We start from the raw sequence: 14,404 nt of genomic DNA, 5'->3' as shown, positions 1-14,404 counted from the left end.
GGCGGGCCTCTGTGATAAAATGTAAAGGCAACTAATGGACTAGAAAAACCTGAGTTAGATAAACTGACGGGGTGATGCTGATGAAATGGGAAACATTTCTGGAGCCTTATAAACAGGCTGTAGATGAATTGAAAATTAAATTAAAAGGAATGAGGACGCAATTTCAACTTGAACAGACTCATTCACCGATTGAATTTGTAACAGGAAGGGTAAAGCCCATTGCAAGTATTTTAGATAAAGCAAGGGAAAAAGACATCTCTGAGCATCAGTTTGATCGGCTTGCTTATCAGATACAGGATATCGCAGGACTCAGGATGATGTGTCAGTTTGTAGATGATATTGAAAAAGTGGTTAAACTGCTGAGACAGCGGAAAGATTTCATGATTGTCGAGGAGAAGGATTATATTTCTCATAAGAAATCAAGCGGCTACAGGTCTTATCATGTCGTGATTGAATATCCTGTGCAAACAATTAATGGAGAGAAAAAGATCCTTGCCGAGATTCAGATCAGAACGCTTGCCATGAATTTCTGGGCAACCATTGAGCACTCATTAAATTATAAGTACCAGGGGCAGTTTCCCGAAGATATTCAAAACAGACTGCAGCGCGCAGCAGAAGCAGCATTCAGACTGGATGAGGAAATGTCTGAGATCAGAGAAGAAATACAGGAAGCACAGGTATTCTTTCAGAAAAAGAAAGAAACGGGTAATAAGGATAACAGAAAAAATGGATGGAACGGGGGAGGGACACGATGAAATTTGCCATTACTTCAAAAGGCGATGCAAAATCAAACGCACTGATGCATAAAATGCGCACATATTTGAAAGATTTTAACCTTGAATATGATGAAAAAGAACCCGAAATTGTGATTTCAGTAGGCGGCGACGGTACTTTGCTTTACGCATTTCACAGATACAGCTCCCGTTTGTCCAAAACAGCCTTTGTAGGCGTACATACCGGGCACCTTGGTTTTTATGCTGACTGGGTACCGGATGAAATTGAAAAGCTTGTGATTGCAATCGCCAAAACACCCTATCAGATTATAGAATATCCGCTGATGGAAGCAATTATCCGCTATAAAAACGGTGGACGTGAAACCCGTTACTTAGCATTGAATGAATCAACTGTTAAAAGTGTGGATGGGACACTTGTAATGGATGTAGAAATCCGCGGCCAGCACTTTGAGGTTTTCAGAGGGGACGGGTTGTGTCTAAGTACACCGTCTGGCTCTACTGCCTATAATAAAGCACTTGGCGGTGCAATCATTCACCCATCATTACCTTCTATTCAATTAGCGGAAATGGCGTCAATTAATAACAGAGTGTTCAGAACGGTCGGATCCCCACTCATCATGCCGGCCCACCATACATGTATGTTAAAGCCTGTGAACCGTTCAGACTTTATGATTACAATTGATCATTTAACTCTTGTTCATAAAGATGTGAAATCAATTCAATATCGTGTAGCAGATGAAAAAATCAGGTTTGCGAGGTTCAGGCCGTTCCCATTCTGGAAGAGAGTACATGACTCATTTATCGATGGATAAACGCTTAATGATGGAATGGACGGTCAGAGCAGAAGAGCACAATCTGCTGCTGCGCGAATTTGCCGGCTTAAAAGGCATTTCCAAAAGAGGGCTGACAGCGATTAAATATGATGGTGGCGGTCTTTTCCTCAATGGGGAAGAGGTCACTGTGAGAAAAGCCTGTCAGACAGGGGATATAGTAAAAGTATACTTTCCGCCTGAGACAAGAAGTAAATCTTTAATTCCGGAAGATCTGGGGCTTGAGGTTTTGTATGAAGACAGCTGGCTGATCGCCGTTTATAAACCGGCCGGAATGAATACAATCCCTTCAAGAGATGCCCAGACAGGCTCACTTGCTAATGCGCTTGCAGGTTACTTTGACAGGCAAGAGATTGCAGCAGGTATACACATTGCAACGAGGCTTGATAAAGATACTTCAGGTGTAGTCCTGGCAGCAAAGTATGCCCACATTCATCATCTGTTAAGTGAGATGCAACAATCAAATCAGGTGAATAGAGAATACAATGCGATTGCAGAAGGGATCGTAACAGCAGTCAAAGGGACGATTGATCAGCCGATTGCACGTGAACCCGGAAGTATCATTACGCGAATGGTGGATAGTCATGGTCAGCGGGCAGTCACGCATTATGAGGTACTGGCAGTTGGAGACCGGCATACGATGCTGTCTTTTCGACTTGAGACTGGCAGGACTCATCAGATCAGGGTTCATGCTTCATGGCTTGGACATCCGCTTGCAGGAGACGATCTGTATGGCGGCCATTGTCATTTCATTTCAAGGCAGGCACTTCACTGCAGAAAGCTTCAGCTGCTTCATCCAGTCACACAGGAAAATCTTGAAGTTGAATCACCGCTTCCTGAAGACATGATCCAATGCATGAAAAGAACTGGCATGAATGGTTAACATTCATGCCAGTTCACTGTCTCTGAACTTCTCAGGGTTATAGGTCATTGTTGACGGGACAGAAATGGTCTCCATTTCAGGATACCTGAGTGCAGTTAGTTTATTTCCAAATACTGCGCCTGTATCAATATTGACTGTGCGGTTTTTGAACCTGGCCTCATGAACAGGCGTGTGACCATAGACAATCCACGGTTTTCCTTTATAGTGTCTTGCCCAGTCTTTTCTGACAGGCAGGCCTTTTTCATTTTTTTCTCCGGTAATATCACCATACAGCACAAAAACAGCAACGCGTTTGTTAAACTGTCCAATGTCTTCTTCCCGGATTCCTGCATGTGCAATCACGAGCCGCTTATGATCAAGTACATGGTATAAAGGAGCCTCTTCATAAAGTGACAAAAATTGATTTGTTACTTCTTTACGCTCTTTTTCAGAAAGAAGATTCAGCTCTGCGGCTGTTGTTTCAAGTCCGTGGATCAGCTTAACGTTGTTGCCTTTTAAATAACGATAGAGCTTATTGCAATGATTCCCGGGTACATAAAAAGCATGATGATCTTTCACTAACCGGTACACATCTTTTATCACCTGAACAGAATCCGGTCCTCTGTCAGTCAGATCTCCAACAAAAGCAAGCTGTCTTCCGCCGGGGTGAACAGGCAATCCGCTATCCCATGAATAACCGAGCTTTTTTGTTAATTTAACCCACTCATCATGACAACCATGAATATCGCCAATTATATCTATTTTCATGTCAGCCTCCTAAAAGGTGTGAATCATGGACCATTGATTTTTTCTGTAAAAAACGCTATCTATATAAAGTATGTTTTAATCATGTATGTCTTATTATTTCTCAGTGTACCACCAAAAGCGCTAAAATATCACTTAGAGGCTGCTTAAAATCAAAGTACATTGTTGTTTTTATACAGCTGTTGATTGGAGTGGAAGGGGGCGGCTCGCAGGAAGGGATAGGTGAGATCAAGCATGGCGAAGCCTGTGAGGTCACCGCCCGGCCGCGGAAAGCGTCCCCTGTAGCGGAAATCACCAGCCAATTTGAATAAAGCCAAAATGAAAGGAGTGTGGATTAAATGGCTGAACAGGAACTTGAAAGAGAAACAGTAATTGATGAAGAATATTTAATAAAATCACTTGAAAATAATGAGTTTGATGTTTTTAGGGACGAGTACTTTAATCTGCATCCTTATGACCGTGCACAGTTTTACTTCAGACTGGACCCAGAGCAGCGTGTAAAAATCTATGAGTATTTATCTCCCGAGGAAATGGGGGAAATTATAGAAAACATTGATGCAGATGATGAAGATTATGAACCGCTTTTTGCCGAGATGAACGCGCAGTATGCTGCAGATACGCTATCTCATATGTATACAGATGATGCGGTTGATGTATTAAATGAATTAAATAAAGATCAGGCAGCCAGTTATTTAACGATTATGGATCAGGAGTCAGCAAAAGAAATTAAAAACCTGCTGCACTACGAGGAATATACTGCCGGCTCTATTATGACGACAGAATTTATATCTATACCGGAACATTCAACTGTCCGGTCAGCAATGGCGATTTTAAGAAACAAAGCGCCGGATGCTGAAACCATTTACTATACATTTGTGATTAATGAAGACAGGCAGCTTGTGGGGGTTGTTTCCCTGAGAGATCTGATTACATCAGAGGAAGACAGGCTGATTAAAGAAATTATGTCAGACAGAGTGGTTTCTGTGTCAGTGAGTGAAGACCAGGAAAACGTTGCGAGAATGATGAAGGATTACGACTTTCTTGCTTTACCGGTAGTGGATTTCCAGCAGCATTTACTCGGAATTATCACAGTAGACGATATCATTGATGTGCTTGATGAAGAGGCATCTGATGACTACTCCAAGCTTGCCGGGGTATCAGATATGGATTCGCGTGACCGCACACCCTTGAGAGCAGCTAGAAAACGTCTCCCATGGCTGATTGCACTGCTCTTTTTAGGTATGTTGACTGCAAACCTGATTGGAAGCTTTGAGGATACGCTTGAACAGGTAGCCATCCTCGCAGTGTTTATTCCGCTGATTGCAGGTATGGCCGGTAATACAGGGACACAGGCGCTGGCTGTTGCTGTCAGAAGCATTGCAACAGGCGATATTAAAGATGAGAGTAAAATGAAGTTAATTATGCGGGAAGCGGGGACCGGATTAATTACGGGAACAGTCTGTGGAATATTGGTAACAGGAATCGTGTACGTCTGGCAGGGCTCATTTTTCCTTGGGCTCCTCGTCGGCTTCTCAATATTTGCGTCACTGATTGTTGCTACACTCGCGGGGTCACTTGTACCGCTTGTGATGCACAAATTTAACATCGACCCGGCCGTCGCATCAGGTCCATTCATCACAACAATCAATGACATCATCAGTATTTTGATTTACTTTGGCATCGCAACTTCGTTTATGAGTTATTTGTAGCTTTAGTGAAGGAAGAAAATTAGGTTCATTTTAAGTATTCCGGTAATTATTTTAGGTGAGCGAAGCGGAAGGCGGCGACTCCAACGGGATATGACGGACAGGTGAGACCCCGCAGGCAAAGCCGAGGAGGCTCACCGCCGTCCCAGTGGAAAGCGTCCGCCTGAAGCGCAGCGAGCCGGTTATAGATATATATTGCCTACCAACATTAAGATGTGTTAAGTTAGTATCAGGTACTAATAACTTGTTCTAAACAAGGAGGACAAAATGAGCTTATCATTAAAAGGAAAAACAATTGTCGTAATGGGTGTTGCCAATAAAAGAAGTATTGCCTGGGGCATTGCAAGATCGCTGGATGAAGCGGGGGCAAATTTAGTCTTTACATATGCAGGCGAACGTTTTGAAAAGCCTGTGCGCGACCTTGTCAGTACATTGAAAGGCAATCACGAATTAATTCTGCCATGCGATATTACAAACGATGAAGAGATTAAGTCATGCTTTAACACAATCAAAGAAAGTGTTGGCACAATCCACGGGTTTGCACACTGTATCGCATTTGCTGCAAAAGAAGATCTTCAGGGTGAGTATTCAAATACAAACCGTGATAATTTCCTTCTTGCACATAATATCAGTTCTTACTCACTGACTGCTGTAGCTAAAGAAGCTCGTCCTCTCATGACAGAAGGCGGAAGTATTGTTACACTGACTTACCTTGGAGGAGAGCGCGTCCTTCCTAACTATAATGTAATGGGCGTTGCAAAGGCTTCACTTGAAGCGAGTGTCCGCTATCTTGCAGGAGATCTTGGGAAAGACAATATCCGTGTTAACTCGATTTCAGCAGGACCAATCAGAACACTTTCAGCTAAAGGGATTAATGATTTTAACTCAATTCTGAAAGAGATTGAAGAAAAAGCACCGTTAAGAAGAAATACAACACCTGAAGAAGTAGGAGACACAGCAGCATTTCTGTTCAGTGACTATTCACGTGGCCTGACAGGGGAAAATCTGCATGTGGATTCAGGTTACCATATCGTAGGTTAATCAAAAGGCTTATCGGCATTTGCTGATAAGCCTTTCTCTTGTGAGCGGCATAATTGAAAAGACCCTGAGTGGCGAACGTGGCGGGTTTTACGTCGAACAAGAGTATCTAAGTCGCGAACCGAGAAAATTAAAGAACGAAAGCCGATCATTTCCCGTCGAACTGCACCACACCACATTACCTCAAACACCACATCAAACCTGCTCATTATCTTGAATACAACTTCGCCATCATACATATACTGAACCACTAACAGTTAAAGGGAGTGAGGTATTGCACAAAAAGGGGCGTCCGCTTCTTTATGTCAACCAGCCTGAGTTTCCTGAAATTAAGCCGGTCATGCAGCATTATTATCAGGCACCTTCGACACATGAAAAAACACCGGTTAAAAAGTCAAAAGTTCCACCACTTGGCTATGTAGAAGAAACATTCATTGAAAAGACTTCGTACGAGAAAGAGCCGGAAAAAAAAGCTGAAAAAGAAAAAGAGCCTAAAAAAGAAACATTCACGTTTAAAGAACTAAAGCCATTTAAAAAAATGACACTTCATGAAAAGATCGACTACCTGAGTGCGTTTGAAGGGCGCAGGGCACCATTTCAATGCCGTTTCATGAAAGAGGATGGAAGTGAACTGCATGGTGTCATATCAAAACAGGACCGACACGAGCTGACGATTAAGACACTTAAAGGTGAAGAGGTCAGTATCAGCAGAGATGAACTGGGAGAGATCCATATTTACTGAAGAGACCCCGGAAGGCAGTTGTTTTCTACCTGAGGAGGCCCGAGGTTCGTCCGCGGAAAGCGCAGGAATGAATGGGCACGGATTATAACATTCAACCACATGCCAAAAAGACATCCTGAATGCAGGATGTCTTTTTGCAGAGAAAGATCAGGGAGAATTCCCTAATTAGTCACAAACCCCAAGATATACGTCTTTAATACACTGAACCGCACAGAAGCAGCTCAAGTCAACAGTTACACAGCTGTCAGTAGAATCAAAATCAACAACCTTGCAAAGCTTGCTCAGCTTGATCTTTGTACCGCATTCGTTAAGAAGATCCACTTCTTTGCCGTGATGGTCTCTCGGCTCAAGCACGCGAAGTGTAGCACAGCACCCGTCAAAAATTGATTCGACTCTGAAAAATACTGAGATGCAATCATGGTCTTTAAAATCAGTATCCTTATAAAAAGCATGGAATGGCGAACCGTCTTTAGTCTTCAGTGTGAATACGCGTGTGTCTGCACGGCGTCTTCTTGAAGGTGCAACCAGATCCCCAAGCGGCTCTAAAAAGCAGTCTGTCAAACATGGCTGGCAGTCTACATCTACAGCATTGTCCTGAATATCTTTTATTGCGCGGACAACCTCACATACACAATTACGGTGGTGGTGATGATCCTCTGCTCCGCCGACATCATTTCTTTTGCCACAACTCATTTTTTCTCCTCCTTTTCTTGAATTCTATATACTTTATTCAAATCACGATTCCAAAGATTGGTCATTCGCCGTGTTTTTTAAAATTAGGCATAAAACCTTTCAGGTAAAGACAAACTATCTGTATTCATTACGGCAAAGAGGCGATGAGATGAAGAAGACGATTTTGCTGATGATCTGTTCATTTGTATTGTTCGGATGTGCAACGATTGAACGGACAGGCCCTGTACATGTCAAAATTCATGATTCTGAAAACGGAACAATTAAAGAGGTGGCACAGCACATTGAAGATACTAAAGAGCTGTATGATTCAGTAGTAGTTGCTGCCGACTCCACACTTGTAGTCAGCTATAAAGTAAAACACCTTCACCGCTTTCAGATGAAGGAAATCGAAAAGAAAATGAAAGCATGGCTGGAAGAGAAATATCCGGATAAAGAAATTGTGTTATCAAGCGATTATAAAATCTTCCTTGAGCTTTATGACCTTTCAGATCAGTGGGCATCTGATTCATTAAGTGAGAAGGAAGCGATGGAAGAAATTGAGAAAATCATAAAATTGAAAAAAGAAATGACGTAAGAGGTGATGAATGTGGCGAATACGTGGATCAAGGAAACGAAGGATGCAGCAGATCAGCATGAAATTAAACGGCCGGTCCTGAAAAACTGTCTGAAAGCATTTTTAGTAGGTGGCTTTATCTGTATGATTGGACAGCTTGTGACACTGTTTTTAATCAGTTATTTTCCTTTTACCGAGCAGACTGCTGGAAATCCCACTGTGGCAATCATGGTGTTTTTTTCTATGCTGCTCACAGGTTTTGGGCTCTATCAAAAACTTGGACAGTTTGCCGGAGCGGGAAGTGCAGTTCCGGTGACGGGGTTCGGTAATGCTGTTGTGAGCGCTGCAATTGAGCACAGAAGTGAAGGGCTGGTACTGGGTGTTGGAGGAAATATTTTTAAGCTTGCAGGATCTGTGATTGTATTTGGCGTCATTTCAGCTTTTTTTATTGCGCTGATTAAAACTATATTGATTCAGATAGGAGTCATCTGAATGAAAACCTGGCACTTCACATCACTCCCTTCTATTATATCTTCCGCAGTAGCGGCGGGTCCTTTTGAAAAGAACAGTCCATATTCATCTTCATTTGATACTTTTTTTGAAGATTTGTATATGGGTGAGAAAACATTTGAAAAAGCGCAGAGAAAATTAATGGAGACTGCTTCAAATAAGGTACTAGAAAAAGCAGCTCTCACCAAAGAGGACATTGATTGTCTGATCTCAGGAGATCTCATTAATCAAATTACACCGAGCAGTATGACTGCAAGAACACTGGAAATCCCGTACCTTGGGATCTTCAGCGCATGTGCAAGTTCAATGGAAGGACTGGCTTTAGCAGGAGCGCTTGTAGATGGTGGATTCACCGACCGTGTGTTAACAGGGGTATCAAGTCATAATGCTGCGACAGAAAAGCAGTTCAGATATCCAACTGAATATGGTGGACAGAAGCCACCGACAGCACAGTGGACAGTGACTGCTGCGGGTGCAGTAATCGTCAGTGGCAATCGTGAAGATTCATTGGCCCATATAGAAAAAGCCACAATAGGCAGGGTGCAGGATATCAATGTAACTGACCCTTTTAATATGGGGGCTGCCATGTCACTGGCTGCAGCTGATGTGATTGAAAGACACCTGACCCAGTGTGGTGAAACGCCTGATGATTATGATTACATCATTACTGGTGATCTGGCCGAAATCGGCTATGCGACTGTGAAGGATATACTGGAAAAGAAGAATATTCATCTGACAGACGATAAATACCTGGATTGCGGTAAATTAATTTATCAGGGAATAGATGAGGTTATGGCCGGAGGGAGCGGTCCGGCGTGTTCAGCAGCAATGGTCTACAGTTACTTTTTAAGTCAGTTAGCCGAAGGGTCCGTGAACCGGATCTTAGTGGTTGCGACAGGAGCACTCTTATCACCGCTTACTTTCCAGCAGAAAGAAACAATTCCCTGCATCGCTCATGCCGTATCACTGATCAGTCCGAAGAATGGGGGACAATAAGATGATTCCAATGTTTTTTTGGGCATTCGTAGTTGGTGGATTGATTTGTGTGATTGGACAATTAATGATGGACGTATTAAAACTCACACCTGCACATACGCTCAGCACGCTGGTTGTCAGCGGAGCTTTGCTTGAAGCGTTTGGATTATATGAACCGCTGATTGATTTTGCAGGTGCCGGCGCAACCGTTCCAATCACTTCATTTGGTAATGCATTGCTGCATGGTGCGATGCAGGAAGCAGAAAAGCATGGGGTCATCGGGGTTATGACTGGAATGTTTGAAGTGACAAGCTCAGGGATATCTGCAGCCATTATTTTTGGATTTATTGGTGCGCTTATATTTAAACCAAAAGCCTGAACGTTAAGCCCACTCTTTCTGATTCTCTTCTACATAGAATATAGAAGTCAGGGGGTGAAGGTATGTACGGCAACTGCGGTTATGGCAATTATGGCGGGTACAATGGCGGCTCTACGTTTGTGCTGATTGTTGTGCTTTTCATTCTGTTAGTTATTGTTGGCGCGAGCTTCTACTATTAAGCGTGAAAGCCACTCCGGAATGGGAGTGGCTTTTGACAATCAAAGGGAGGATTAAATATGAATGATGCTTTTTTTAAAAAAATAGAAAATAAAACCGGGGTTAAAATGGATCAGCTATTTGAACTTGCCAATGCATTTCAGCATGCTGACTTTAATGATGAACAAACCGTTAAAAAGCTCGTGAGACAGGTAGCATCTGCAGCCGGGAAGCCAATCACAAAAGATATGGAAGAAAAAATCGCTAAAACGGTTACTGCAAAAGGAGAAAAAATTGATTATCAGACACTGTCGAATATGATTAATAAAAAATGACCCCTGAAAAATTCAGAAGTTGACCGTAAAGTATATTAGAAAGTTTACATCAACGTAAAAAAGGTAATATAAATAATATTCGGAGGTGATAAGTTTGGGCTATATCGCGCCAGTAAATCAGCTGCAGTATCAGCAGTATGCCGAAAGAGTCACAATGAAGGATTATGATCCGTATTACTTAACACCTGTACAAAAAGTCAGTCCGCTACGCAGATCTGACAAAGATTTTGAAGAAGAGCTTGAGGAAAAAATGGACAGAAAAAGAAAAAAACGTGAAGCTGTTTTTAAGAGCGGGGATGCACCAATCTTTCACATCCAGACAATTCCGCCACATCTGATTCCAAAAGTAACAGGTAAAGGTCAAAACTTTAATGCATCAATTTGAATAGAATGTTAAAAGCAGCTGCTTATTTTACGCAGCTGCTTTATCTTTATATTTCTTTTTGCATGGTAAAGTGGGGGATTCCGGCATCCATAAATTCGTCAGAGATCACCTGATACCCGAGCTTTTTATAAAATCCAAGCGCATGTGTCTGAGCATTTAAAATCAGGGCTTCAACGCCTGATTCCCTCGCATGAATTTCAATTTCTTTCATGAGTAAAACGCCTGCATGTTGTCCGCGAAGTGTTTTCTTCACACATACTCGTTCAACTTTTCCTTTTCCGTCCTTGATTCTGAATCTGCCGGCTCCTGAAGGCTGATCTTCAGCATACAGCACGAAATGAGTGGCAGTCTGATCAAAAGCATCCAGCTCAAGATCTTCAGGCACCTGCTGTTCTTTTACAAATACTTCTTTTCTTACTTCAAATGCCTGGTTTAATTCCTTATCCGTTTCAACTTTCTTTACATACATCAGCTGTCGCCACCTAAACGGTAAGTTTCATATACGGTCCACGAGCCATTTTCAAGCTGATATAACAAGTGGAAGCGGTCAACAGTCTCTTCATGGTCAACACCTGCCATACGGAGTGAACCGTATACATCGGAGTGTTCATCATTAGATAACTTCTGAGCAATCGTAATATGCGGAACAAATGAATACTGAGATTCACCGCCAAAGTCACTGCTGTGAAGGGATTGATAAAGCGTCAACAGTTCAGGAACGGCATCAACCTTCATATAAATCACATTATTAACTGGCTGGAATGAACTGATTTTATATGCTCTTAATGTAAAAGGCTCAGCATTCTTAGCCACTTCACCTAACTTTTCAGCAATCACATTAATTTCATCATCTGTCGCTTCAAATGGCTCTTTCAAAGTCAAATGAGGCGGAATCAGCGAGTAATGAGGATCATAGCGTTTCCGGTAAGAGTTAGCAAGATCCTGTAATTTTTTTGAAGGGAATACTGCGATACCAAACTTCATAAATGTCAGCCTCCTCTTTTCACATCATAAAATAGTCACTGTCTCATACAATTATATCAGACAAATAGTTGAATATTGCTTGCTTAGTAAGAAGTTTTTCCAAACATTTTTTCCATCACGCGTTTAAGATCCGGCTGCCAGTATTTCCAGGAATGCTCGCCGTCAAACTCATCATAAAAAACGCTGTAATTCTTACCTTCCATCACCTGGTGCAGTTCCCTGTTTGGTTCAAGAAAGTTTGCTTCCGATCCATTGGTTGTCTTTACTGATGTTTCGCCTTTTCCAATAATATGATAAAAATTGATCAGCTGAACGTCTTTGAACTGCTCTGCATTTAGAATGACGTCATCATTGACAAGAGGGGACTGCATAATCACGCGTCCAAAAGTGTTCGGATATTTTAAAGCAGTCTGAAATGACACAGTGCCGGCAAGTGAATCACCGATCAGTGCGCGTCCGATACCAATATTGTAAGTAGGGTATAATTCATCAATAAATGGCACCAGTTCCCTTGCGATGAATCTGACGTATGCATCATGCTGACTGCCACTCGGATGATATTTATCATAACGGTCCTTTACATTTTTATAAGGCACCCCGACGAAAATCAGGTTTTCGATTTTTTCTTCTTCATTCAGCTGATCCAGCAGTCTTGGTACTCTGCCAAGCTGAAAATAATCTTTTCCATCCTGGGCGATCAGCACTGTGTATTTATATAAAGGCGAATAGTTATGAGGAAGATAGACGAGCAGATTCATCTCTTCCTGCAGTGCCTCACTGTATAGCTGATGTTCTTTTACTGTTCCGGTCTTAGGCATCAAAAATCCTCCCTGTTACAAAAAAAGTTTGAAGCGTTTACAAATAGATTGTATCATATCAGTCTATACAGTTCTCAAATTCAATTTACGCTGAATAGATTGAATGATGGCAACATAACGATTAAAGGAGATTTTATATGAAAAATGAAAGAGTTCACTCTCATGATGTAACACAGGCTGCTTATAACGTCCTGAAAGAACGTGGCGTTACGATTGATGATATTGCTGAAATCGTGTATGAAATGCAGGGACCTTATAATGAAAAACTGCAGCTTGATGAATGCGTTGAAAGCGTTGAAAAGGTGCTATTAAAAAGAGAAATGCAGCATGCAATTCTTGTTGCCGTTGAACTTGACCGCCTTGCAGAGCAAAAAAAACTGACAGAGCCTCTGCAGTCACTAGTAGAAACGGATGAAGGTCTTTTTGGAGTGGATGAAACGATTGCCCTCGGTGCTTCACTCGGCTACGGCAGTATCGCAGTCACAACATTTGGACATCTGGATAAAAATAAAATCGGTATTATTGAAAAGCTTGATACCAAAAGGGGTGGTGGCATCCATACATTCCTTGACGATATGGTTGCTGCTATTGCGGCAAATGCTTCATCCCGCCTTGCTCACAGACTGAGGGATATTGAAGAGAACCTGCCAAAAAATGAAAGAAGAATTATTGAAGACGAATAAATATATTCAAATTTTATACAAACCCTCCTATAAAATTGTATGAAAATTTACATCTGACGTCATAATTGTCATGAAATCGACAGCGTTTTCATAGTTGATTTGACAGCTTTTGATGTAAATTGGAACTTGTACAAAATGATTTAAGTTTGACACAAATGTAATATTGCGTGATAAAATAGTATACGTAGTTATGCAATTTTATAAGGAGGGGGAACTACGTTGAAAAACAAAAAGTTTTATTTGAGCATGATTCTGCTTCTTGCAGTATCTATGATTCTTGCAGCCTGCGGCGGTGAAGACAGCGGCAGCGGAGATGGTGAAGGCGGTTCAGAACAGCCTGAATTTATTAACATCGCTACTGGCGGTACTGGTGGTACATACTATCCGCTTGGTGGTACATTTGCACAGCTGATTGAAGATGAGACAGGCATTACAACAACTGCTAACACTTCAAACGCATCAGCTGAAAACATGGCAATGATCGACAATGAAGAAGTTGAAATTGCGTTCGTTCAGACGGATATCGCCTCTTACGCTGTTGAAGGAACACAAATGTTTGATGCACCAATCGAAACAATCCAGGGACTTGCTACACTTTACCCTGAAACAATTCAAATCGTAACAAGTGCTGATTCAGGTATCGAATCAGTTGAAGATCTTGCAGGTAAAACAGTTTCTGTAGGTGAGTCAGGTTCAGGTACACGTCTGAATGCTGAACAGATTCTTGAAGTTCATGGAATGTCATTTGACGATATGGACGTTCAGAACCTTTCATTCGATGATTCAACTACTGGAATTCAGGATGGATCAATTGATGCTGCATTTATCACTGGTGGAACACCAACTGGAGCTGTAGAAGGACTTGCTGCTCAGGTTGATGTAGTGATTGTTCCAATCGAAGCAGATATGGCTCAGGCACTGATGGATGAATATCCATTCTACTCAGAAGATGAAGTTGCTTCAGGTACTTACGGTCTTGAAGAAGCAGTTCCAACTGTAGCTGTACAGGCGATGCTTGCTGTATCTTCTGAACTGTCAGAAGATGTTGTTTACGACATTACAGCTGCAATCTTTGAAAATACTGACTCAATTACTCACCCTAAAGGTGAATTTATCACTGTAGATACTGCACTTGAGGGAATCGGAATCGATGTACACCCTGGTGCTCAGCGTTACTACGACGAGCAGTAATTGTATGATTGTATGAAATACGATGAGGCAAACAGGTCCTGACAGGGCCTGTTTGCCCATTCTTA

General features: G+C 42.0%; 21 protein-coding genes. 15 read left to right on the top strand and 6 right to left on the bottom strand.

The window, feature by feature from the left end; genetic code table 11:
- Positions 1-77 precede the first annotated feature (77 nt).
- From yjbM to UFB30_RS12175, 3 genes are read left to right on the top strand one after another with little or no spacing between them, the layout of a single operon-like run.
- The gene (gene yjbM, locus UFB30_RS12185; RefSeq protein ID WP_322422110.1) at positions 78-755 is read left to right on the top strand and encodes a GTP diphosphokinase; all 678 of its coding nucleotides are present in this window, start codon (positions 78-80) and stop codon (positions 753-755) included.
- Positions 752-1,546, top strand: coding sequence for an NAD kinase (locus tag UFB30_RS12180; protein ID WP_039808459.1), 795 nt, complete (start codon positions 752-754; stop codon positions 1,544-1,546). Before yjbM ends, UFB30_RS12180 begins: the two co-directional genes overlap by 4 nt.
- The gene (locus UFB30_RS12175; protein WP_322421973.1) at positions 1,524-2,447 is read left to right on the top strand and encodes an RluA family pseudouridine synthase; all 924 of its coding nucleotides are present in this window, start codon (positions 1,524-1,526) and stop codon (positions 2,445-2,447) included. Before UFB30_RS12180 ends, UFB30_RS12175 begins: the two co-directional genes overlap by 23 nt.
- Before the next feature lie 3 nt (positions 2,448-2,450).
- On the opposite strand, the gene prpE is transcribed toward UFB30_RS12175, so the two are convergent.
- On the bottom strand, positions 2,451-3,194 hold the full coding sequence (gene prpE / locus UFB30_RS12170; protein ID WP_322421972.1) for a bis(5'-nucleosyl)-tetraphosphatase PrpE: 744 nt from the start codon (positions 3,192-3,194) through the stop codon (positions 2,451-2,453).
- 335 nt (positions 3,195-3,529) lie between these two features.
- On the opposite strand from prpE, the gene mgtE reads away from it, so the two are divergent.
- Together mgtE and fabI are read left to right on the top strand one after the other, a co-directional pair.
- Positions 3,530-4,900 carry a magnesium transporter gene (gene mgtE / locus UFB30_RS12165; RefSeq protein WP_322421971.1) on the top strand — a complete coding sequence of 457 codons (1,371 nt, stop codon included), beginning with the start codon at positions 3,530-3,532 and terminating at the stop codon, positions 4,898-4,900.
- 264 nt (positions 4,901-5,164) lie between these two features.
- Positions 5,165-5,938 (top strand): enoyl-ACP reductase FabI, encoded by a 774-nt coding sequence (gene fabI, locus UFB30_RS12160; protein WP_322421970.1) that lies wholly within the window; start codon positions 5,165-5,167, stop codon positions 5,936-5,938.
- Here the strand turns inward: fabI and UFB30_RS12155 are convergent.
- Positions 5,935-6,174, bottom strand: a complete 240-nt coding sequence (locus UFB30_RS12155) for a hypothetical protein (protein WP_322421969.1) — start codon at positions 6,172-6,174, stop codon at positions 5,935-5,937. The two genes, fabI and UFB30_RS12155, sit on opposite strands and share 4 nt — an antisense overlap.
- A gap of 35 nt (positions 6,175-6,209) precedes the next feature.
- Between UFB30_RS12155 and UFB30_RS12150 the strand changes: the two genes are divergently transcribed.
- Positions 6,210-6,677, top strand: coding sequence for a CotO family spore coat protein (locus tag UFB30_RS12150; RefSeq protein ID WP_322421968.1), 468 nt, complete (start codon positions 6,210-6,212; stop codon positions 6,675-6,677).
- A gap of 165 nt (positions 6,678-6,842) precedes the next feature.
- Here UFB30_RS12150 and UFB30_RS12145 read toward each other — a convergent pair whose 3' ends face one another.
- On the bottom strand, positions 6,843-7,370 hold the full coding sequence (locus UFB30_RS12145; RefSeq protein WP_322421967.1) for a CotY/CotZ family spore coat protein: 528 nt from the start codon (positions 7,368-7,370) through the stop codon (positions 6,843-6,845).
- A gap of 148 nt (positions 7,371-7,518) precedes the next feature.
- Between UFB30_RS12145 and UFB30_RS12140 the strand changes: the two genes are divergently transcribed.
- From UFB30_RS12140 to UFB30_RS12110, 7 genes are all read left to right on the top strand, one after another.
- On the top strand, positions 7,519-7,944 hold the full coding sequence (locus UFB30_RS12140; protein ID WP_322421966.1) for a sporulation protein: 426 nt from the start codon (positions 7,519-7,521) through the stop codon (positions 7,942-7,944).
- A gap of 12 nt (positions 7,945-7,956) precedes the next feature.
- Positions 7,957-8,415: a stage V sporulation protein AC gene (spoVAC, locus tag UFB30_RS12135; protein WP_322421965.1), complete on the top strand. Its 459-nt coding sequence runs from the start codon at positions 7,957-7,959 to the stop codon at positions 8,413-8,415.
- Entirely contained in the window at positions 8,416-9,429 is a 1,014-nt protein-coding gene (gene spoVAD, locus UFB30_RS12130; protein ID WP_322421964.1) for a stage V sporulation protein AD, read from the top strand.
- 1 nt (position 9,430) lies between these two features.
- Positions 9,431-9,787 carry a stage V sporulation protein AE gene (gene spoVAE, locus UFB30_RS12125; RefSeq protein ID WP_322421963.1) on the top strand — a complete coding sequence of 119 codons (357 nt, stop codon included), beginning with the start codon at positions 9,431-9,433 and terminating at the stop codon, positions 9,785-9,787.
- 62 nt (positions 9,788-9,849) lie between these two features.
- The gene (locus UFB30_RS12120; protein WP_039808466.1) at positions 9,850-9,966 is read left to right on the top strand and encodes a YjcZ family sporulation protein; all 117 of its coding nucleotides are present in this window, start codon (positions 9,850-9,852) and stop codon (positions 9,964-9,966) included.
- A gap of 57 nt (positions 9,967-10,023) precedes the next feature.
- Positions 10,024-10,278 (top strand): stage VI sporulation protein F, encoded by a 255-nt coding sequence (locus UFB30_RS12115; protein ID WP_322421962.1) that lies wholly within the window; start codon positions 10,024-10,026, stop codon positions 10,276-10,278.
- Between the two features lie 94 nt (positions 10,279-10,372).
- Positions 10,373-10,663, top strand: coding sequence for a hypothetical protein (locus UFB30_RS12110; RefSeq protein WP_322421961.1), 291 nt, complete (start codon positions 10,373-10,375; stop codon positions 10,661-10,663).
- A gap of 46 nt (positions 10,664-10,709) precedes the next feature.
- Here UFB30_RS12110 and UFB30_RS12105 read toward each other — a convergent pair whose 3' ends face one another.
- The 3 genes from UFB30_RS12105 to UFB30_RS12095 form a co-directional block, all read right to left on the bottom strand.
- Entirely contained in the window at positions 10,710-11,132 is a 423-nt protein-coding gene (locus UFB30_RS12105) for a GNAT family N-acetyltransferase (protein WP_322421960.1), read from the bottom strand.
- Complete coding sequence (locus UFB30_RS12100) at positions 11,132-11,647, bottom strand: YjcG family protein (RefSeq protein WP_322421959.1); 516 nt, start codon at positions 11,645-11,647, stop codon at positions 11,132-11,134. Before UFB30_RS12100 ends, UFB30_RS12105 begins: the two co-directional genes overlap by 1 nt.
- 83 nt (positions 11,648-11,730) lie before the next feature.
- Complete coding sequence (locus UFB30_RS12095) at positions 11,731-12,465, bottom strand: alpha/beta hydrolase (RefSeq protein WP_322421958.1); 735 nt, start codon at positions 12,463-12,465, stop codon at positions 11,731-11,733.
- A 137-nt stretch (positions 12,466-12,602) separates the two neighbouring features.
- On the opposite strand from UFB30_RS12095, the gene UFB30_RS12090 reads away from it, so the two are divergent.
- Both UFB30_RS12090 and UFB30_RS12085 read left to right on the top strand, forming a co-directional pair.
- Positions 12,603-13,148, top strand: a complete 546-nt coding sequence (locus UFB30_RS12090; RefSeq protein WP_322421957.1) for a phosphatidylglycerophosphatase A family protein — start codon at positions 12,603-12,605, stop codon at positions 13,146-13,148.
- Positions 13,149-13,367: 219 nt separating this feature from the next.
- The gene (locus UFB30_RS12085; protein WP_322421956.1) at positions 13,368-14,339 is read left to right on the top strand and encodes a TAXI family TRAP transporter solute-binding subunit; all 972 of its coding nucleotides are present in this window, start codon (positions 13,368-13,370) and stop codon (positions 14,337-14,339) included.
- The last annotated feature ends 65 nt before the right edge of the window (positions 14,340-14,404 follow it).

Source organism: Jeotgalibacillus haloalkalitolerans (assembly GCF_034427455.1).
Lineage (GTDB): Bacteria > Bacillota > Bacilli > Bacillales > Jeotgalibacillaceae > Jeotgalibacillus > Jeotgalibacillus haloalkalitolerans.
The sequence above is the reverse complement of the archived record's forward strand: the minus strand, read 5'-3'. Positions and strand labels throughout refer to the sequence as shown.